Source organism: Actinophytocola sediminis (genome assembly GCF_054779715.1).
Genome location: NZ_BAAGXS010000066.1, coordinates 55981 through 75768 on the forward strand (window position 1 = coordinate 55981; position 19788 = coordinate 75768).

At 70.2% G+C, this 19788-nt stretch carries 21 protein-coding genes; 13 read left to right on the top strand and 8 right to left on the bottom strand.

The annotated features are described in order from the left end of the window. Positions 1 to 6 precede the first annotated feature (6 nt). Positions 7 to 1092 (bottom strand): Zn-dependent alcohol dehydrogenase, encoded by a 1086-nt coding sequence (locus tag ACYVIP_RS31215; RefSeq protein ID WP_460402834.1) that lies wholly within the window; start codon positions 1090 to 1092, stop codon positions 7 to 9. Positions 1093 to 1160: 68 nt separating this feature from the next. On the opposite strand from ACYVIP_RS31215, the gene ACYVIP_RS31220 reads away from it, so the two are divergent. The 4 genes from ACYVIP_RS31220 to ACYVIP_RS31235 are packed head-to-tail and all read left to right on the top strand — an operon-like array spanning position 1161 to position 5322. Next, on the top strand, positions 1161 to 2339 hold the full coding sequence (locus ACYVIP_RS31220; protein WP_460402836.1) for an acyl-CoA dehydrogenase family protein: 1179 nt from the start codon (positions 1161 to 1163) through the stop codon (positions 2337 to 2339). Positions 2340 to 2345: 6 nt separating this feature from the next. Then, entirely contained in the window at positions 2346 to 3458 is a 1113-nt protein-coding gene (locus ACYVIP_RS31225; RefSeq protein ID WP_460402838.1) for an acyl-CoA dehydrogenase family protein, read from the top strand. A 15-nt stretch (positions 3459 to 3473) separates the two neighbouring features. Beyond that, positions 3474 to 5117, top strand: a complete 1644-nt coding sequence (locus ACYVIP_RS31230; RefSeq protein WP_460402840.1) for a long-chain-fatty-acid--CoA ligase — start codon at positions 3474 to 3476, stop codon at positions 5115 to 5117. Positions 5118 to 5121: 4 nt separating this feature from the next. Further along, a complete protein-coding gene (locus ACYVIP_RS31235) occupies positions 5122 to 5322 on the top strand; it encodes a DUF5302 domain-containing protein (RefSeq protein ID WP_460402842.1) in 201 nt (66 codons plus the stop codon). Positions 5323 to 5385: 63 nt separating this feature from the next. Here ACYVIP_RS31235 and ACYVIP_RS31240 read toward each other — a convergent pair whose 3' ends face one another. Genes ACYVIP_RS31240 through ACYVIP_RS31250 form a run of 3 tightly spaced genes read right to left on the bottom strand, consistent with a single transcriptional unit; the run spans position 5386 to position 8655 of the window. After that, the gene (locus tag ACYVIP_RS31240; RefSeq protein ID WP_460402844.1) at positions 5386 to 5874 is read right to left on the bottom strand and encodes an NUDIX domain-containing protein; all 489 of its coding nucleotides are present in this window, start codon (positions 5872 to 5874) and stop codon (positions 5386 to 5388) included. Positions 5875 to 5930: 56 nt separating this feature from the next. Next, the gene (locus ACYVIP_RS31245; RefSeq protein WP_460402846.1) at positions 5931 to 7040 is read right to left on the bottom strand and encodes an NAD(P)H-dependent flavin oxidoreductase; all 1110 of its coding nucleotides are present in this window, start codon (positions 7038 to 7040) and stop codon (positions 5931 to 5933) included. Further along, complete coding sequence (locus tag ACYVIP_RS31250; protein ID WP_460402848.1) at positions 7021 to 8655, bottom strand: acyl-CoA synthetase; 1635 nt, start codon at positions 8653 to 8655, stop codon at positions 7021 to 7023. The genes ACYVIP_RS31245 and ACYVIP_RS31250 overlap by 20 nt, the downstream gene beginning before the upstream one ends. Before the next feature lie 59 nt (positions 8656 to 8714). Between ACYVIP_RS31250 and ACYVIP_RS31255 the strand changes: the two genes are divergently transcribed. Then, positions 8715 to 9500 carry a crotonase/enoyl-CoA hydratase family protein gene (locus ACYVIP_RS31255; RefSeq protein ID WP_460402850.1) on the top strand — a complete coding sequence of 262 codons (786 nt, stop codon included), beginning with the start codon at positions 8715 to 8717 and terminating at the stop codon, positions 9498 to 9500. Between the two features lie 48 nt (positions 9501 to 9548). On the opposite strand, the gene ACYVIP_RS31260 is transcribed toward ACYVIP_RS31255, so the two are convergent. Next, the gene (locus ACYVIP_RS31260; RefSeq protein WP_460402852.1) at positions 9549 to 11102 is read right to left on the bottom strand and encodes an acyl-CoA synthetase; all 1554 of its coding nucleotides are present in this window, start codon (positions 11100 to 11102) and stop codon (positions 9549 to 9551) included. A 21-nt stretch (positions 11103 to 11123) separates the two neighbouring features. Next, positions 11124 to 12164, bottom strand: a complete 1041-nt coding sequence (locus ACYVIP_RS31265) for an LLM class F420-dependent oxidoreductase (RefSeq protein ID WP_460402854.1) — start codon at positions 12162 to 12164, stop codon at positions 11124 to 11126. An 88-nt stretch (positions 12165 to 12252) separates the two neighbouring features. On the opposite strand from ACYVIP_RS31265, the gene ACYVIP_RS31270 reads away from it, so the two are divergent. From ACYVIP_RS31270 to ACYVIP_RS31300, 7 genes are read left to right on the top strand one after another with little or no spacing between them, the layout of a single operon-like run. Beyond that, entirely contained in the window at positions 12253 to 12579 is a 327-nt protein-coding gene (locus ACYVIP_RS31270) for a DUF6247 family protein (protein WP_460402856.1), read from the top strand. A gap of 2 nt (positions 12580 to 12581) precedes the next feature. Then, positions 12582 to 12839 carry a hypothetical protein gene (locus ACYVIP_RS31275; RefSeq protein WP_460402858.1) on the top strand — a complete coding sequence of 86 codons (258 nt, stop codon included), beginning with the start codon at positions 12582 to 12584 and terminating at the stop codon, positions 12837 to 12839. A gap of 44 nt (positions 12840 to 12883) precedes the next feature. After that, a complete protein-coding gene (locus ACYVIP_RS31280) occupies positions 12884 to 13843 on the top strand; it encodes a Zn-ribbon domain-containing OB-fold protein (RefSeq protein WP_460402860.1) in 960 nt (319 codons plus the stop codon). Beyond that, on the top strand, positions 13840 to 14877 hold the full coding sequence (locus ACYVIP_RS31285) for a thiolase domain-containing protein (RefSeq protein ID WP_460402862.1): 1038 nt from the start codon (positions 13840 to 13842) through the stop codon (positions 14875 to 14877). The genes ACYVIP_RS31280 and ACYVIP_RS31285 overlap by 4 nt, the downstream gene beginning before the upstream one ends. Next, entirely contained in the window at positions 14878 to 16032 is a 1155-nt protein-coding gene (locus ACYVIP_RS31290) for a thiolase domain-containing protein (protein WP_460402864.1), read from the top strand. Beyond that, on the top strand, positions 16029 to 16898 hold the full coding sequence (locus ACYVIP_RS31295; protein WP_460402866.1) for a TIGR03619 family F420-dependent LLM class oxidoreductase: 870 nt from the start codon (positions 16029 to 16031) through the stop codon (positions 16896 to 16898). Before ACYVIP_RS31290 ends, ACYVIP_RS31295 begins: the two co-directional genes overlap by 4 nt. Then, positions 16895 to 17332, top strand: coding sequence for a nuclear transport factor 2 family protein (locus ACYVIP_RS31300; protein WP_460402868.1), 438 nt, complete (start codon positions 16895 to 16897; stop codon positions 17330 to 17332). Before ACYVIP_RS31295 ends, ACYVIP_RS31300 begins: the two co-directional genes overlap by 4 nt. A 16-nt stretch (positions 17333 to 17348) precedes the next feature. On the opposite strand, the gene ACYVIP_RS31305 is transcribed toward ACYVIP_RS31300, so the two are convergent. Continuing rightward, positions 17349 to 17990 (bottom strand): NAD(P)-dependent oxidoreductase, encoded by a 642-nt coding sequence (locus tag ACYVIP_RS31305; protein ID WP_460402870.1) that lies wholly within the window; start codon positions 17988 to 17990, stop codon positions 17349 to 17351. 62 nt (positions 17991 to 18052) lie between these two features. Here ACYVIP_RS31305 and ACYVIP_RS31310 point away from each other — a divergent pair, with 62 nt between their 5' ends. Further along, positions 18053 to 18529, top strand: a complete 477-nt coding sequence (locus ACYVIP_RS31310) for a MarR family winged helix-turn-helix transcriptional regulator (RefSeq protein WP_460402872.1) — start codon at positions 18053 to 18055, stop codon at positions 18527 to 18529. Here the strand turns inward: ACYVIP_RS31310 and ACYVIP_RS31315 are convergent. Continuing rightward, positions 18523 to 19746 (bottom strand): cytochrome P450, encoded by a 1224-nt coding sequence (locus ACYVIP_RS31315; RefSeq protein ID WP_460402874.1) that lies wholly within the window; start codon positions 19744 to 19746, stop codon positions 18523 to 18525. The two genes, ACYVIP_RS31310 and ACYVIP_RS31315, sit on opposite strands and share 7 nt — an antisense overlap. Between the last annotated feature and the right edge of the window lie 42 nt (positions 19747 to 19788).

Sequence of the window (19788 nt, forward strand, 5' to 3'; positions counted from 1 at the left end):
TGTGGATCAGCCGAACGTGACGATCTGCCGGATCAGGTTGCCACCGGCACGGAGGGTCTGCAGCCCGTCGTTGATCTCCGCCAGGGTGATCCGCCTGCTGATCATGGCCTCGAGGTCCAGCCGGCCAGCCCGCCACAACGCCAGCAGCCGGGGGTAGTCCCGGTGCACGTCCGCGCCGCCGTAGAACGAGCCGAGCAGTTTCTTGTCGTGCAGGAACAACTCCTGCGCGGAGAAGGACACCTGCGCGTCGCCCCGGCCGGCGCCGACCACCACGGCCGTGCCGCCGCGCCGCGCGTTGTCCCAGGCCGAACGGATCGTCGCCGGCGCGCCGACCACGTCGAAGGTGTAGTCGAAGCCCTGGCTCTCGGTCAGCGTCGCGTGCGTCTCGGCCAGCTGCTCCGGGGTGATCGCGTGCGTCGCGCCGAACCGTTTGGCTGTCTCGTGCTTGTCCACCACCGGATCGACCGCGACGATCATCGCCGCGCCCGCCAGCCGCGCGCCCTGGATCGCCGAGACGCCGACCCCGCCGCAGCCAAGCACCAGCACGGTCGCGCCCGGTTCGACCCGGGCGGTGTTGATCACCGCGCCGACGCCGGTCATCACGCCACAGGCGACCAGCGCGGCGATCTCGAACGGCACGTCGTCGGGGATGCGCACCGCGCCGTCGGCCGGCACCACCAGCTCCTCGGCGAACGTGCCGGTGCCGGCGTAGCCGAACGCCGGGGTGTCACCGACGAGGAACCTCGGGTTCACGAACGCGGCGATGGCGTGGATCGCGCACAGATGTGGCCGGCCGCCCCGGCAGTTCAGGCAGGTGCCGCAGGGTGGCACGAACGTCAGCGCGACGTGGTCGCCGACCGCGAGGTGCTCGACCCGATCGCCGATCGCCACCACCTCGCCCGCGCCCTCGTGGCCGATGATGGCCGGCGCCAGCGCGGGCAGCGTGCCGTCCATTGCCGACAGATCGCTGTGGCAGACACCGGTGGCCCGCACCTGGACGCGGATCTCGTGCGGACCGACGTCGGTCGTGCGCACGTCGTCACGCAGCTCCAGCTTGGTATCCCCGATCTGGTTGAGTACCGCGGCCTTCATCGGCGACCTCCCTGGTTCTGCTCGGACTCTAGTACATTTCTAGAACGCGTTCTAGTCATGGAGGGCGAATGCGAGTCGGCTACACACCAGAGCAGGAACGGTTGCGCACCGAGCTGCGGGAGTACTTCGCCACGCTGATGACCCCCGAGCGCCGGGAGGCGCTCGCGGGCAGCGGCGAGTACGGCTCGGGCGAGGTCTACAAGGAAACGGTCAGGCAGATGGGAAAGGACGGCTGGCTCACGCTGGGCTGGCCGGCGGAGTACGGCGGCCAGGCGAGGCCGATGCTCGACCAGCTCATCTTCACCGACGAGGCGGCCGCGGCGGGGGCGCCGGTGCCGTTCCTGACGATCAACACCGTCGGCCCGACGATCATGCGGTTCGGCACGGAGGACCAGAAGGTGTTCTATCTACCCAGGATCGCCGCCGGTGAGCTGCACTTCGCGATCGGCTACTCCGAGCCGGAGGCCGGCACCGACCTCGCGTCGCTGCGCACCAGGGCCGTGCGCGACGGGGACGAGTTCGTGATCGACGGCCAGAAGATGTGGACCAGCCTGATCTCCTACGCCGACTACGTGTGGCTGGCCTGCCGCACCGACCAGGACGCGCCCAAGCACAAGGGGCTGTCGATCCTGATCGTGCCGACCGACGCGCCGGGGTTCTCCTTCACCCCGGTGCACACGGTCGCCGGCGTGACCACCAGCGCCACCTACTACCAGGGCGTGCGGGTGCCGGCGGCGAACCTGGTCGGCGAGCTGAACCGGGGCTGGCCGCTGATCACCAACCAGCTCAACCACGAACGGGTGGCGCTCACCTCGTCCGCGCCGGTGCGCACCGCGCTGGCGGAGGTGATCGAGTGGGCGCGGGCGACCACGCTGCCCGACGGCGGGCGGGTGATCGACCAGGAGTGGGTGCGCGTGCACCTGGCCAGGGTGCACGCGAAGGTCGAGTTCCTCAAGCTGGTCAACTGGAAGATCGCCTGGGGTGTCGGCCAGGGACTGAGCCCCGCGGACGCCTCGGCCACCAAGGTGTTCGGCACGGAGTTCGCCATCGAGGCCTACCGGTCGCTGATGGAGGTGCTCGGCCCGGCCGCCTACGTGCGGGCCGGGTCGCCGGGTGCGGTGCTGCGCGGGCGGATCGAGCGGATGCACCGCGCCGCGCTGATCCTCACCTTCGGCGGCGGCACCAACGAGGTACAACGCGACATCGTGGCCGCGGTCGGGCTCGGCCTGTCGGTCGCGAAGAGGTGAGGGGACATGGACTTCGATCTTGACGAGGACGCCAGGGACCTGGCGAAGCTCACCGCGACCATTCTCGCCGACCACACGTCGCCGCGGCGGCTCGCGGAGGTGACCGAGAGCGGGGAGTACTTCGACCGGACGCTGTGGCGCGAGCTGGCGGGTGCCGGGGTGCTGGCCGGCGCGCTGCCGGCGCGCGTCGGTGGCAGCGGGCTCGGGCTGCTCGCCCGCTGCGCGGTGCTGATCGAGCTGGGCCGGACGATCGCGCCCGCGCCGTACCTGTCCTCGATCGTCGTCGGCGCCGCCGGGATCGCCGAGTTCGGCACGCCGGAGCAGTGCGCGCGGTGGGCCGCCCCGGCCGCCGAGGGCGCGGTGGTGGTGACCGCCGCGTTGGCCGAAGGGCCACTGCCGACTGCTGAACGGGCATCTGCAAGTGCATCTGCAGAATGGCATCTGCACGGAACAAATGCGGTCGTACCTGCAGGAACGGTCGCGGACCTGGTTCTGGTGCCCGCGCGGACCTCCGCCGGCCCGACTGTGTTCCTTGTCACTCCGAAAGATTTCGGCGTCACCATCGAGCGTCAGGAAATCCTCGATGGCGACGCCGAGGCGTTGCTCGAGTTCGATCGCGTGCCGCTCGGCGCGGACCGCGTGCTCGGCGAACCGGGCGGCGGCGCGCGGGTGCTCGACTGGCTCACCGCGCACGCCACGGTTGGGCTCTGCGCACATCAGTTGGGCGTGTGCGAGGCGGCACTGCAGGCTACAGCCACGCATGCAAATAGCAGAGTGCAATTTGACCGAGCAATTGGGACATTTCAGGCAGTGGGACAACGGCTCGCCGACTGTTACATCGACGTCGAGGCGATCCGGCTCACGCTCTGGCAGGCCGCCTGGCGACTGTCGGAAAACCTTCCTTCTCACAAAGAGATTCATACGGCGAAGTTCTGGGCGGCCGACGGCGGGCACCGCGTGGCGCATACAGCGGTACATATTCACGGCGGTCTGGGTATTGACGTGGGCTACCCGCTCCATCGATATTTTGGTGCCGCGAAACGCAACGAGTTCAGTCTCGGCGGTTCCACCACTCACCTGCGCCAGCTCGGTGCGCTCATGACCGTGGAACCCGCCTGACCCGAGGAGGTCCGCATGGCCACGTCAGGGGATTCGTTCCCCACCGTCACCGAGCTGTTGCTCGCCCGTGTGGAGGACGTGAACCCTGGCCTGATCTACGAGGACATCAGATGGACCTGGGCGCAGCACGTCCAGGAGAGCGCCAACTGCGCCGCGCTGTTACAGGCGCTGCGCCGGCCGGGCCCCTTCCACGTCGGCGTGTTGCTGGACAACGTGCCCGAGTTCTCGTTCCTGCTCGGCGGCGCGGCGTTCGCCGGCGCGGTGCTCGTCGGGCTGAACACCAGCAGGCGCGGCGAGGCGCTGGTCAGCGACATCCGGCGGTCGGACTGCCAGGTGGTGCTGACCGACAGCCGCTACGTCGAACTGTTGCAGGGCCTGGACATCGGTGCGCGGGTGCTCGACATCGACTCCGCGGCCTGGCACGTGAGCGCGTTCCGGCACATGCACAGTCCGATCGACCCGGTGCCGGTGACCGCCGACGACCTGCTCATGCTGATCTTCACCTCCGGCACGGCGGGTGAGCCCAAGGCGGTGCGCTGCACCCACGGCAAGATCGCCGTGCCGGGGAACATGCTGGCCAACCGCTACGAACTGGGCGCCGGCGACACCGCGTACGTGTCGGTGCCGATGTTCCACTCCAACGCGATCATGGCCGGTTGGGCGCCCGCGCTCGCCGGCGGCGCGGCGATCGCGCTGCGCCGCCGGTTCTCCGCGACGGCGTTCATCGACGACGTCCGCAAACACCGGGCCACCTATGCCAACTACGTCGGCAAGCCGCTGTCCTACATCCTCAGCACGCCGCCGCGCCCGGACGACGCGGACAACCCGCTGCGGGTGATGTTCGGCAACGAGGGCTCCCCGACGGACGTGGCCGCGTTCGCCGAGCGGTTCGCCTGCCAGGTGGAGGACGCCTACGGCTCGACCGAGGGCGGCATCTCCCTCACCCGCCCGCCCGGCATGCCCCCGGAGGCCATCGGGGTGCTCGCCGACGGGCTCGCGGTGCTCGACCCGGAGACCGGCGCGCCGTGCCCGCCCGCCGTGTTCGACGAGAACGGCCGGTTGACCAACGCGGCCGACGCGGTCGGTGAGCTGGTCAACACCCGCGACCACGGCCAGTTCGCCGGGTACTACAAGGACCAGGAGGCCGAGGCGGACCGGCTGCGGGACGGCATGTTCTGGAGCGGTGACCTGGCCTACCGCGACCAGCACGACTACTGCTACATCGTCGGCCGGGCGGGCGAGTGGCTGCGTGTGGACGGCGAGAACCTGGGCGCGGCGCCCATCGAGCGGATCCTGCTGCGGCACCCGGACGTCGCCGAGGCCGCGGTGTACGCGGTGCCCGATCCCAGCGTCGGCGACCAGGTGATGGCCGCGCTGGTGCTCCGCGGCGACCCGGAGTTCGATCCGGCCGCGTTCGCGATCTTCCTCGCCGCGCAGGCCGACCTCGGACCCAAGCAGGTGCCGCGGTTCCTGCGGGTGACCGCCCGGCTACCGCGCACGGCGACCTACAAGGTGCTCAAGCGCACGCTGACCGCGCAGCGTTGGCGCACGCCAGACCACGTGTGGTGGCGGCCGGGCCAGGAGCTCGCGTTCGAGCCGCTTACCCCGTCGAGCGATCCAATTAGACTCGACTGGGGTGCCCGATCCGTGCGACGCTGACGCTATGCCTGACACACCGGAACCCGCTACGACTGACGAAGAGCCAGAGCCCCAGGTCGACGTGAAGGAGCGATTCCGCGAGGCGCTTGAGCGCAAGCAGGCGTTGGCCCGCAGTGGCGAGGAGCACGCCGACGCCCGGTCGAAGGTGCGCGACGCACACGGCCCGGTGTCCGCCAAGCGCACCTTCCGCCGAAAGTCGGGGTAACTCACCGGCACGATACGACCACGAATGGTGACCCGGTCCCGAGTTGGGACCGGGTCACACTCGTCAGCCGGTGTGCTTCATGGTCAGCAGCAGGTACGCGGCGTAGGTCGAGTCATCGGTGATCACGCCGTCGCGCAGCATCTGTTCGACCTCGGCGCGCGGGAACCACTGCTGGCGCATGTCCTGCTCCTCGACCTCGCGGTCGGGGGTGCCCGGGGTGAGGTCGGTGGCCAGGAAGACGTGGTAGCCCTGACCGCTGAAGCCGTGCGCGGCGTTGAGGTAGCCGAGCAGTTCCAGCCTGCCGGCGGTGAACCCGGTCTCCTCGGCCAGCTCCGCGGCCGCCAACTCCTCCGGTGAGCCGTCGTGGCCCTGCGGGAACGAGCCCTGCGGGAACTCCCAACGGCGCCCGCCGAGGGGATACCTGTACTGCTCGACCAGGTGGAAACCGTTGTTCTCCATGGGAATCACCACGGCGAAGTCCGGTTTGTCGACGAGCCCGTAGATCCCGCGCGAGCCGTCGGCGCGCTCGATCTCGTTCTCGCGGATGGTCATCCACGCGTTCTCGTAGACGACCCGACTCGAGAGGGTCCTGATAGCCGGCTGATCATTCACACGCTCCAGTGTGCCCTGTCCAAACGGGACCGGGCATCGTCGACCTCGGCCAGCAGGCGCGTCATCACCTCGGCCACCGGGCGCACCTCGTTCATCCTGCCGACGATCTGGCCGACCGGCATGGCCACCACCTCCGGGTCGCCGGCCAGCATCATCCGCCGGTGCGCCTCGCCGACCAGCAGGTTCTGCAACGGCATCGGCAGCGGCTCCGGCGCGCCCGGCTCGGCCCAGGCGCTGGTCCACCGGTTGCGCAGCAGCCGCGCCGGTTTCCCGGTGTACACCCTGGACCGGACGGTGTCCGCCGAGCCGGCGCCGACCAGGGCGCGCTGGATGGTGTCCGGGCCGCCGCCGAGCTGGTACTCGGTCGTGGTCAGCCAGTAGGAGCCAAGCCACACGCCGGTCGCGCCGAGCGCGAGCGCGGCCAGGATCTGCCGGCCGCTGCCGATGCCGCCGGCGGCCAGCACCGGCACCCGGTCGCCGACCGCGTCCACGACCTCGGGCACGAGCACCATCGACGCGATCTCCCCGGTGTGCCCGCCGGCCTCGTAGCCTTGGGCGACAACGAGATCGACGCCGTTGTCCACGTGGCGCTCCGCGTGCTCCGCCTTGCCGGCCAGGGCCGCGACCGGCACCCCGGCGTCGTGCGCGAGGGTGATCACGTCGGCTGGCGGTGAGCCGAGCGCGTTGGCGATCAGCGCTGGCCGGTGCGCCAGCGCGATGTCCACATGGGACCGGGCGACCGAGTGCAGCCAGCCGAGCACCCCGGAGTCGGCGGAGTCGTCGGCCAGTGGCGGGACGCCGAGCTTGAGCAGTGTCTGGTTGACGAAGTCCCTGTGGCCGGCGGGAATGAGCGCGGCCAGGTCGGTCGGGGTGCCTTCCGCCGGTATCTTGGCCGGCATCACGATGTCCACGCCGTATGGCTTGCCGTCGGTGTTTTCGTCCATCCAGGACAGTGCGGCGTCCAGCTCGGCCGGGTCGTTGTACCGCACGCAGCCGAGCACGCCCAGCCCGCCTGCCCGGCTGATCGCGGCCGCCACGTGCTCGGACGGGGTGAAGCCGAAGATCGGATGCTCGATGCCGAAGCGGTCACACAGGGAGTTGTGCATGCGTGCCTCCGCCGGTGGCCTGCCAGGTCGGCTCGTGCTGTTCGGTGTACGCCTTCGCCCAGCGGTAGTCGGGTTTCGCGCTCGGCGCCCGGCCGACCTCGGTCACGATCCACAGGCTGCGTGGGGTCTTGTAGCCGGCGATGCGTTCCCGCACATGGTTGTCCAGCGCGGCGAAGTCGATCGTCACGTCCGCGCGGGGCTGGACCAGCGCGGCGACCCGTTGCCCGAGCCGGTCGTCCGGCACGCCGACCACGAGCGCGTCGAACACGTCCGGATGCGACTTGAGCGCGCCCTCCACCTCCTCGGGGAACACCTTCTCCCCGCCGGTGTTGATGCTGACGTTTCCCCGGCCGAGCAACGTGATCGTGCCGTCCTCCTCCAGCCGGGCGTAGTCGCCGGGCACCACGTACCTCGCGCCGTCGATCTCCACGAAGATCCGCGCGCTGGTCTCCTGGTCCTTGTAGTAGCCGAGCGGCACGTGCCCGCCGCGGGCGAGCCTGCCGACCTCGCCCGCCGCCACCGGTCGGTCGTCCTCGCCGATGACGATCGTGTTCGGTCCACTCTGGACTCGCGGGCCACCGCCGCCGCGCGGCGAGTCCTTGGTGATCATCGCCAGGCCGTTGAACCCGGACTCCGACGAGCCGATGGCGTCGGTGATCACCACGTTCGGCAGGATCGACAGGTACTGGTCCTTGACCGAGGACGAGAACAGCGCGGCATGGCTGGAGATCGCGACCAGGCTCGACGCGTCGTAGTCACCCTCCTGGTAGGCCTCGATCAGCGGCCTGGCCATCGCGTCGCCGACGATGGTCATCACCCGGACCTGGTGGCGGGCGACCGTGCGCCATACCTCGTGCGGGTCGAACTGCGGGAGCAGCACGACCTTCTCGCCGTTGAACAGCGACGGCAGGGCCGCCCACTGCGCCGCGCCGTGGATCAGCGGCGCGCACGCGAGCCGGGTGAGCCCGGTGGAGTCCTTGCCCCGCCGCGACTGTGACCACTCGTCGGCCAGCGGCTCGCCGGTGACGAAGTCGATGCCGCCGCCGAGCACCCGCCACACGTCCTCGTGGCGCCACATCACGCCCTTGGGGTAGCCGGTGGTGCCGCCGGTGAACAGCAGGTACAGGTCGTCGGCGCTGCGCTCGCCGAAGTCCCGCTCGCCGGACTGCGCGGCGAGCGCCGGTTCGTAGGCGGTGCCGCCGAACTCGGTGTCGGTGCCGTCCTCGACCACGAGGCGGTGTCGTACGGCCGGGGTGTCCGGCAGCACCGCGTCGACCAGCCGGGAGTAGCGGCGCTCGTGCACCAGCCCGGTCAGGTCGGCGGTGTCGAACAGGTAGCGCAACTCGTTCTCGACGTACCGGTAGTTGACGTTCACCGGTACCGCGCGCAGCTTGTACGCGGCGATCATGGTCTCGATCGCCTGGACCGAGTTGCGGGAGTAGAGCCCGATGTGATCCCCCTGGCCGAAACCCTGCGCTGCCAGGTGATGGGCGAGTTGGTTGGCCCGCCGTTCGAGGTCGGCGAACGTCGCGGTCTGTGCTCCGCAGGCGATCGCGACCCGCTCGGGAAAGGCGTCGGCGGCATGCTCGAAAAGGTCCGCGATGTTGAGTGCCACCAGACCAAACTAGAACGTGTTATCGTTCCTGGCAATCCCCGCTGCCAAGGGAGCCGCGCATGTCCCCAGACTGCTTGGTAGACCAGGAAGATCACGTCCTGATCGTCACGATGAACCGCCCGCACGCGCGCAACGCGTTGTCCGGCGAGATGATGGCGATCATGCGGGAGGCCTGGGACCGGGTCGATCGCGATCCGGAGATCAGGGTCTGCGTGCTGACCGGTGCCGGCGGCGCGTTCTGCGCCGGTGCCGACCTGAAGGCGATGACCAGCGCTCATCCCGGGGACAGTTTCTCCAGCGGGGACTGGGATCTGTCGGTGATCGAGCCGCTGCTCAAGGGCAGGCGGCTGACCAAGCCGCTGATCGCCGCGGTCGAGGGGCCGGCGATCGCCGGTGGCACCGAGATCCTGCAGGCGACCGACATCCGGGTCGCCGGTGAGTCGGCGCGGTTCGGGGTGGCGGAGGCGCGCTGGGGCCTGTTCCCGCTCGGCGGCTCGGCCGTGCGGCTGCCTCGGCAGATCCCGTACACGATGGCCGCTGACCTGCTGTTGACCGGCCGGCACGTCACCGCGGCGGAGGCGTTGTCGCTCGGGCTGATCGGGCAGGTGGTGCCCGACGGTCAGGCGCTGGCGCGGGCGCTGGAGATCGCCGCGAAGATCGCCGCCAACGGGCCGTTGGCGGTGCGGGCGATCCTGGCGACCATGCGGGAAACCGAGGGCATGCACGAGAACGCGGCGTTCGAGGTCGATGCCCGGCTCGGCATGGCCGTCTTCGCCAGCGAGGACGCCCGCGAGGGCCCCAAGGCCTTCGCCGAGAAGCGTCCCCCCGAGTTCCACGGCCGGTAACCGCAGCGAAGGGTCCCTTCGCTGCGTCCAGTGCGGCGAAGGGACCCTTCACTGCGGTGGCTCGGACCGGGCGGCGGCCAGGTACTGGTCGCGGAGCTTGCGGCGGTAGAGCTTGCCGTTCGGGTCGCGGGGCAGCGTGGTCAGGTAGTCGATGGTGCGAGGGAGCTTGAACTTCGCCAGCCGGGCGGCGGCGTAGTCGAGCAGCTCGTCGGTCAACGCGTCGCCTGGGGTGGCGTCGGGCGCAGGCTGGACGACGGCCTTGATCTCCTCGCCCCAGTCGGCGTGCGGGAGGCCGATCACGGCCACGTCGGCGACCTTCGGGTGACAGGACAGCTCGTTCTCGATCTCCGCCGGGTAGACGTTCACGCCGCCGGTGATGATCAGGTCCGCCTTGCGGTCGTGCAGGAACAGGTAGCCGTCCTCGTCCAGATGACCGATGTCGCCCAGGGTGAACAGGTCGCCGACGTGCGCGGCGGTGGTCTTCGCGGTGTCCTGGTGGTACTCGAACGTCGAGGCGCCCATGCGCAGGTAGACCAGGCCGGGTTCGTTCGGGGCGACCTCGGCACCGTTGTCGTCGAGCACCTTCACCACCGAGCCGGGCCACGGCCGGCCGACCGAGCCGGGCTTGGCGAGCCACTCGGTGGCGTCGATCGCCGTGCCGCCGCCCTCGGTCGCCGCGTAGTACTCGGTGACCACCGGGCCCCACCAGTCCAGCATCCGCCGCTTGACCTCGAGCGGACACGGTGCGGCGCCGTGGATCGCGACCCGCAGCGAGGAGACGTCGTAGGCCTCGCGGGTGGCCGCCGGCAGCGCGAGCAGGCGGTGGAACTGGGTCGGGACCAGGTGGCTGTGGGTCACCCGGTGCCGTTCGATCAGTACGAGCATCTCCTCCGGCCGCCAGCGGTCCATCAGCACCGCCGTGTGTCCCAACTGGATCGAGTTGGCGACGAAGTTCAGCACCGCGGTGTGGTACATCGGCGAGCCGCACAGGTGCACGTGCCCGTCGAACGGGTTCAGGCCGAAGATGCCGAAGAACCAGGTCGCCGCCGGTGGCACCTCGTCGGGGTCCGCGCCGGTCAGCCGGCGGCGGACACCCTTGGGGCGCCCGGTGGTGCCGGAGGTGTAGAGCATCGGCGAGCCGGCCGTGCGCACGTCCGGCCGGCCGGTCTCGTCCGCGCCCAACTGGTCCAGCGGGGTGAACCCCGGCACGTCGCCGACCGCGAACCGCGCGGTGGCGGGGAGTCCGGCCAGCGCGGCGGCATCCCCGGCCACCTCGGCGAACCGCTCGTGCGCGACGAAGGCCTTGGCGCCGCTGTCCTCGATGAGGTACGCGACCTCGGCGCCGACCAGATGCCAGTTGACCAGCACGACGTACAGCCCGGTCTGGAACGCTCCGAAGTAGACGGAGGTCAGGTCGAAACCGTTGGGCAGCATGATGACCACGCAGTCGCCGGGGCGCAGGCCGCTGGCCTGGAAGCCCCGGCCGTACCGGTCGGCGGCGCCGGCGAGGTCGTGATAGGTCAGCGCGCGACCGTCCGGGTCGACCACGGCGACGTGGTCTGGCGACTCGCGGGCGATGTTCCAGAGTCCGATCGAGGCCACCGGCCCAATCTAGAACGTGTTTCAGTTATCGGCAAGCACCTCGGCGATGGCGCGCACCTGTGCGGCGCTCTGCGCGCCCACCATCAGCAGGGTCACCCCGCGTTTGGCCCACTCGTCCACCCGGCGGCGGACGTGGCTCGCGTCCCCGATGATGGTGGTCTCGGCGACCAGTTCGTCGGGCACCGCCGCGGCGGCCTCGGCCTTGCGGCCCTCGCGGAACTTCGCGCCGATCTCGTCGACGACCTCGGCGTAGCCCATGCGCCGGAACAGGTCGGCGTGGAAGTTCTTCTTCGCCGCGCCCATGCCGCCGGCGTAGAGCGCGATCACCGGCCGGTGCTTGTCGTACTCGGCCGCCGGGTCGTCGGTGACCGTCACGGTCGCGCCGGCGGCGACCTCGAAGTCCGCCCGCGAGCGCCGGGCGCCGGGGCGGGCGAACCCCTCGTCGAGCCAGGCGTTGTACTGGTCGGCGAGGGTGTCGGTGTAGAAGACGGCCAGCCACCCGTCGGCGATCTCGGCCGCCAGCGCGACGTTGCGCGGCCCCTCTGCGCCGAGCCAGATGGGCAGGTCGGCGCGCAGCGGGTGGGTGATCGGGCGCAGTGGCCTGCCCAGCCCGTCCGCGCCGGAACCGTTGTAGGGCAACGGATAGTGCGGCCCGTCGCTGGTCACCGGGGCCTGCCGGGCGAGCACGTCGCGGATGATCGAGACGTACTCGCGGGTCCTGGCCAGCGGCCGGCCGAACGGCGCGCCGTACCAGCCCTCGACGACCTGGGGCCCGGAGACGCCGAGCCCGAGGATCGCCCGGCCGCCGGAGAGGTGGTCGAGGGTCAGCGCGGCCATCGCGGTCGCGGTCGGTGCCCTGGCCGACAGCTGGGCGACGGCGGTGCCAAGGCGCAGGCGGGTGGTGGCCGAGCCCCACCAGGCGAGCGGGGTGAAGGCGTCCGATCCCCACGACTCGGCGGTGAACACCGCGTCGTAGCCCGCCTGGTCGGCGGCGAGCACCAGCTCGGCCGCGTGCGGTGGCATGCCGGCGCCCCAGTACCCGAGCTGCAGTCCAAGTCTCATGCGGGCATGGTAGGACGGGGCGTCACCCGCGAATAGTTCACCCGTTCGATACCGGAGTGATCACGCGCTGGTCGGTTAGGCTGTCGACATGTCAGCGGAACCCGTCGAACCTCCTCGGTCGTTCGACTTCAGGGAGGCTTCACCCAAAGTGGTTCGGGCTGCTCTCGCTCCAGAGGAGCAGTCGGACTTCGACCGGCAGTGGCGGAACGCCATGACCGAGGCGGTCGAGTCGTTTGATCTGGCCGAAGTGTTGCGGGTCCTGGACAGTTGGCGTCGGCGAGCGTCGATCACTGCCTACCTCGGTCACAGCGGCTACCGGCAGATGCTTGGACAGGCGGAGCGCACCCTGCGTACTGGAGAGCCGATGCCCGGTTCGGTGGCGTGGAGCGAACTCAAGGTGGAGCTCGGGCTCTGAACGTGACTTACAAGATCGAGGTCTATCCCGAAGTCAGGGACCAGATTCAGGCGTTGCCGCCAGAACTGCTGAAAGAGTTCGCCGAGGCTGTGTCGATGCTGGAGTTGACTCCTTGGAACAGCAAGCCGCTCAACGAGGATAATCCGAACGCGGCGGTGCGGCAGATCTCCTTCGGATACAACGGGGCGGTGCTGCTCACCTTCCTGATCCTGGAACTGCAGCGCCGTGTGGATGTCCTTGCGGTGATGTGGCTCGACTGATCGCACCCCTTGCTCGAGAAACTAGAACCTGTTTCACTTGGAGTGTGACGTCAAGTCAGGCACCGCTGTCCGCACCGCTGGACATTGGGTTCGACTACACCCGTTCACTCGGACCCACGCTCACCCGGTTCGCCACCGCGCTCGCCGGGCGGCGCATCCTCGGCGTTCGGGGGGCCGACGGCCGGGTGCACGTTCCCCCGCCCGAATACGACCCGACCACCGGCGACCCGCTGACCGACTTCGTCGAGGTCGCGCACACCGGCACCGTCACCACCTGGGCCGCGCAGCCCGAACCCCTTGCCGGCCAGCCGCTCCAGCATCCCTTCTGCTGGGCCATGATCCTGCTCGACGGCGCCGACACCCCGATGCTGCACGCGGTCGACGTGCCACACGCCACCACCGGTCTGCGCGTCCGCGCACGATGGGCCGCCGACCACGGCAACGGCATTCGCGACCTCGCCTGCTTCGCGCCCATCGACACCGAACCGGCCGTCGAACCGCGACCGGCGGACGAGGTCACGGAGACTGTCTCGACGGTGATCGCGCCGATCCAGTTGCGCTACCAGCATTCCGCCTCCCCCGAGGAGAGCCGGTACCTGCGTGGGCTGGCCGACGGCCGGCTGCTCGGCCAGCGCTGCCCGGCCTGTCAGAAGGTCTACCTGCCACCCCGGGGCGCCTGCCCGACCGACGGGGTGCCCACAGTGGACGAAGTGGAACTCCCCGACCACGGCATCGTCACCACGTTCTGCATCGTCAACGTGCCCTTCCTCGGCCAGCGGATCACGCCCCCGTACGTCGCCGCCTACATCCTGCTCGAGGGCGCCGACATCGCCTTCCTGCACCTGGTGCTCGGCTGCGCGGCCGACGAGGTGCGGATGGGCATGCGGGTCCGCGCCACCTGGAAGCCGCGCGACCAGTGGGGCACCACGCTGGAGAACATCGACCACTTCCGGCCGACCGGCGAACCGGACGCACCATACGAAACCTATGCGGGGCACCTGTGACCGACGTCAGCGTGGTCTCCTTCGCCGCGGCGCCGAACGTGCGCGCGACCAGCGGCACCACCAACGGTGTCGAGATGCTCGTGCCGATCATCGGCGCGGCGCTGGCCTCGGCGAACCTCACCAAACAGGACATCGGGTTCTGGTGCTCGGGCTCGTCGGACTACCTCGCCGGCCGCGCCTTCTCCTTCATCGCCGCGGTCGACGCCATCGGCGCGTTCCCGCCGATCAACGAGTCGCATGTGGAGGCGGACGCGGCCTGGGCGCTCTACGAGGCCTGGGTGAAAATCCGCACCGGCGAGGTCGACACCGCGTTGGTCTACGGTTTCGGCAAGTCCTCCGCCGGCGAGCTGCGGCGGGTGCTCGCGTTGCAGCTCGACCCCTACCACGTCGCTCCACTGTGGCCGGACGCGGTCAGTCTCGCCGGGTTGCAGGCTCGGCTCGGTCTCGACCAGGGGCTGTGGTCCGAACGGGACATGGCCGAGGTCGCGGCCCGCAGCCGGGGCGCCGACCCGACGGCGCAGGTGCACGAACAGGTCACCGCGGACGAGCTGCTGGCCCGGCCCTACCTCGCGGATCCGTTGCGGCGGCACGACTGCGCGCCGATCACCGACGGCGCGGCGGTCGTGGTGCTCGCCAGTGCCGACCGGGCACGCGAGCTCACCGACCATCCCGCCAGGATCACCGCCATCGCGCACCGGGTCGAGACCGCGCAGCTCGGCGCGCGGGACCTCACCACCTCACCGTCCACAGTGGCCGCCGCAAAGGCCGTTGGCGTGGACGGGGTGATGCTCGCCGAGCTGCACGCGCCGTTCAGCCATCAGGAGATCCTGTTGCGCCAGGCACTCGGGTTGGGCGAGGAGGTCACCGTCAACCCGTCCGGCGGACCGCTGGCCGGCAACCCCATGTTCGCCGCCGGGCTCGCCAGGATCGGTGAGGCGGCCACCAGGGTCGCCAGAGGGGAGCGCGCGTTGGCACACGCCACCAGCGGACCCCTGCTCCAGCAGAACCTCGTGTGCGTACTGGAGGGCGAGTAGATGGCCGGCAACCTCGCCGCGGTGCTCGGCGTCGGGCAGACCCACCACCGGGCCAAGCGCACCGACGTCTCGATGGCCGGACTGTGCCGGGAGGCGGTCGACCGCGCGCTCGCCGACGCCGACCTCACCTTCGCCGACGTGGACGCGGTGGTGCTCGGCAAGGCCCCGGACCTGTTCGAGGGCGTGATGATGCCCGAGCTGATGCTCGCCGACGCCATCGGCGCCACCGGCAAACCGTTGCTGCGGGTGCACACCGCGGGCTCGGTCGGCGGCTCGACCGCGAACGTCGCCGCCAGCCTGGTGCACGCGGGCGAACACCAGCGGGTGCTCGCGGTCGCGTTCGAGAAGCAGTCGGAGTCCAACGCCATGTGGGCGTTGTCGATCACCCCGCCGTTCCACATGCCGGTCGGCGCTGGTGCCGGCGGGTACTTCGCGCCGCATGTGCGCTCCTACCTTCGCCGCTCCGGCGCGCCGGACCACATCGGCGCGCTGGTCGCGGTGAAGGACCGGCGCAACGGCGCGCTCAACCCCTACGCGCACCTGAAACAGGCCGACATCACGTTCGAGTCGGTGCGGGCCTCGCGCATGCTGTGGGACCCCATCCGCTACGACGAGACCTGCCCGTCCTCCGACGGCGCGTGCGCGCTGGTGATCGGCGACGAGCGGGCCGCCGCCGGCCGCGGCGCGGCGTGGATCCACGCCACCGCGATGCGCACCGAGCCGACCACGTTCGCCGGCCGCGACCAGGTCAACCCGCGTGCCGGGCGGGACGCGGCGGCCGCGCTGTGGCGGGCGGCCGGGATCGACGACCCACTGTCCCAGGTGGACGTGGCGGAACTGTACGTGCCGTTCTCCTGGTTCGAGCCGATGTGGTTGGAGAACCTGGGTTTCACCGCCGAGGGCGCCGGCTGGAAGCTGACCGAGGCCGGCGAGACCGCGCTCGGCGGCCGGCTGCCGGTCAACCCCTCCGGCGGGGTGCTGTCCTCGAATCCCATTGGCGCGTCCGGCATGTTGCGGTTCGCCGAGGCGGCGATGCAGGTGATGGGCCGGGCGGGCGAACATCAGGTCGACGGCGCCCGGCGGGCACTTGGCCACGCCTACGGCGGTGGCTCGCAGTACTTCTCGATGTGGGTGGTCGGAGCGGAGAAACCATGAAGTTCACCATGGGCGTGGCGATGAGCCAGCTCGACCAACTCGGCGAGCTGGCGCGTACGGCAGAGGAGTGCGGCTACGCGTCGATCGCGTTGCCGGACTCGCTGTTCTACTCCGAGAAGGTGTCCGCGTCCTATCCGTACACCCCGGACGGCAGCCGGTTCTGGGACGAGCACACGCCGTGGGTCGACCCGTTCGTCGCCGCCGCGGCGATGGGCGCGGCCACCTCCACGATCCGCTTCTACACCCAGGTACTCAAGCTCAACCCGCGCAACCCGGTGCTGCTCGCCCGCCAGGTCGCCTCGGTCGCCGTGCTCACCGGCAACCGGTTCGGGCTCGGCGTCGGGCTTGGCTGGTCGCCGGAGGAGACTCGGTGGTGTGGCGGGAACTACGACCACCGCGGCGCCCGTGCCGACGAGGCGATCGACATCCTCGGGTTGATCCTCGGCGGCGGAATGGTGGAGTACCACGGGAAGTTCTACGACTTCGACCGGCTGCGGATGAGCCCGGAGCCGACCGAACCGGTGCCGGTGTACGTCGGCGGGCACACCGAGGCCGCGCTGCGCCGTGCCGCGCGCGTCGGCGACGGGTGGTCCTCGGCGATGATCCGGTTCGACGACCTGCGCACGGTGATCGGCCGGCTGGCCGAGCTGCGTGCCGAGTACGGCCGGGACGGGAAACCCTTCGAGATCCAGGCCGTCTGTGTCAACCGGTTCGGTGTGGACGGTTATCGTGCGCAGGCCGAGATCGGCGTGACCGACGCGATCGTGGTGCCGTGGATGTTCTACGGCGTCGGGTTCGACGGTCCGTTGCGGGACAAGCAGGACGGCATCAAGCGGTTCGCCGACGAGATCATGGGGCAGCTATGACGACAGTGACCTGGAACGGCCCGGACACCGCACACCCGGCGCGGGTGGCGTCGCGGCGCTCGATGGACGCGGTGTCCCGTGGTGCCAAGCAGGAGTGGTTGGCGTTGTTCGCCGAGGACGCCGTGGTCGAGGACCCGATCGGGGTGTCGATGTTCGACGAGGCGGGCACCGGCCACCACGGCCGGGCGGCGATCGGCGCGTTCTGGGACCTCGCGATCGCGAACGTGGAACGGTTCGAGTTCGTCATGCGCGACTCGTTCGCCGCCGGGAACGAGGTGGCCAACGTCGGCACCATCACCGCGTTCCTGCCCGGTGGCTCCAGAGTGGACACCGAGGGCGTTTTCGTCTACCGGGTGGGCGAGGACGGGTTGATCCGGTCGATGCGCGCCTTCTGGGAGACCGAGCGGGCGATCGCCACCCTGCGGCGGGTGTGAGGGTTGGGCTCGCCGGTCAGTTGGCGATGCCGACGGGTTGGGTGATGGTGTCGGGGTTGGTCAGGGCGGCGAGCATGGCGTCGGCCACGTCCGCGCGGGCGACGGTGGTGCCGTTGGGCACGTTCGCGCCGACCACCGTGCGGTACCTGCCGGACAGGGGTGCGTCGGTCAGTCGCGGTGGGCGCAGGACCGTCCACTCGGTACCGCTGCGGGCCAGGTCGGCCTCGACGGTGCCGAGGTCGTCGTAGACCGGGCGGAACACCTTGCTGATCAGCGGGTAGGCGATCCGGCGGCCGACGAAGTGCTCGCCGGGCGGTGGCGGGCCGACCGGCATCGCGCTCACCAGGACGATCCGGGTGACCCCGGTGGCGGCCATCGCCCCGAGGATGCTCCTGGTGGCGATCGTGGCCACGCCGGCGTCGCGGCGGCCGGCCGGGCCGACGCCGGAGAGCACCGCGTCCGCGCCGCGCACGGCGGGCTCCAGCGCCGCCGCGTCGGTCAGCCCGGGCACCGGGAACACGTGCAGCGACTCGTGCGCCGGCACCGCCAGCCTGCTCGGGTCGCGCACCACCGCGGTCACCGTGTGGCCATGGTCGAGCGCCTGGCGCACCAGGTGGCCGCCGATTCTCCCGGTGGCCCCGAACACCGTCAGCTTCATGGGTTCCCTCTCCGACGGGGTACATTGACCCCGAGGCGCATACGATATGGAAGTCATACTATATGAGCAACGTACCAGAAGATCGGCGTCGGTGGCGGCGGGCCGTGGTCGCCGTGCAGGGCTCCCTGCGGGAGATGACCAGCCAGCTCTCGCTGCTCAACCACCGCGTCGGTGCGCGGATCGCGCTCAAGGACGTCGACCTGGACTGCCTCGACCTGATCAGTCGCAACGGCCCCATCAGCCCGAGCGCGCTGGCCAAACACGCCGGCCTGCACCCGGCGACCATGACCGGCGTGCTCGACCGCCTCGAACGTGCCGGCTGGGTCGTGCGGGAGCGTGACCAGCAGGACCGCCGCGCCGTCGTGGTCAGCCTGCGGCGCGAGCGCGGTGGCGAGCTGTACCGGCTCTACGGCGGCATGCGGTCGGCCCTGGACGACATCTGCGCCGACTACGACCAGGACCAGCTCGCCACGATCGCCGAGTTCCTCGGCCGGGTCGCCGCGGCGGGCGGGCAGGAGGCCGAGAAGCTCGGTCAGTAGCGGACCTGTAGCTCCTTCATCCCGTTGAGCCAGGCCGAGCGGAGCCTGCGCGGCTCGCCGGCGGCCCGGATGTCGGGCATCTGGTCGGCCACCGCGTTGAAGATCAGGTCGATCTCCACCCTGGCCAGGTTCGCGCCGATGCAGTAGTGCGCGCCGGTGCCACCGAAACCCAGGTGTGGGTTGGGATCCCGGGTGATGTCGAACTTCTCCGGCGCGTCGAACACCGTCGTGTCGAAGTTCGCCGAGCTGTAGAACAGGCCGACCCGTTGACCCTCGCGGATCTCGGCGCCGCCCAGGGTGGTGTCCCGCGTCGCCGTGCGCTGGAAGGACATCACCGGGGTGGCGTACCGGACGATCTCGTCGGCGGTGGTCGCCGGCCGGGTTTCCTTGTACAGCTCCCACTGTTCGGGGTTGGTCAGGAACGCGTGCATGCCGTGGGAGATCGCGTTGCGCGTGGTTTCGTTGCCCGCCACGGCAAGCAGCAACACGAAGAAACCGAACTCGTCCGAGCCCAGCCCGTCGCCGTCGATGTCGGCGTGCACGAGCGTGGTGACGATGTCGTCCATCGGGCAGCGTTTGCGTTCCTCGGCCATGTTCCAGGCGTAGCCGAGCAGTTCCGCGGAGGCCAGCTCGGGGTTGACCGAGTACTCCGGGTCGTCGTAGGCGACCATCTGGTTGGACCAGTCGAACACCTTGTGCCGGTCGTCCTGCGGGATGCCGAGCAACTCGGCGATGGCCTGCAGTGGAAGTTCGCACGCCACCTGGGTGACGAAGTCGCCGCCACCCGTGGCCTTCGCGGTGGCCGCGATCCGCTCGGCCCGCTCGGCGAGCTTGTCGCGCAGCCTGCTGATCGCCTTGGGGGTGAAGCCGCGGGAGACGATGCCGCGTACCTTCGAGTGCTGCGGCGGGTCGATGTTGAGCATGATCAGCTGCTGGGCGCGGATCTTGTCCCTGGTCATGTCCCGGTTGAAGCGGATGATCGCGGTGTTCTCCGCGCTGGAGAAGACCTCGCTGTTGCGGGAGACCTCGCGGACCTCCGCGTGCCTGCTCACCACCCAGTAGCCGTCGTCCTCGAAACCGGCGAGACCGTGTGGCTGCGCGTTCCACCACACCGGTGCGGTGGCGCGCAGTTCGGCGAACTCCGCGATCGGGATGCGGTTGGCGTAGAGGTCGGGATCGGTGAAGTCGAAGCCGGCTGGGAGGTGCGGCGTGGCCACCTGATTGCCTCCAGAGCTTACTGGAACACGTTCTACTCGATT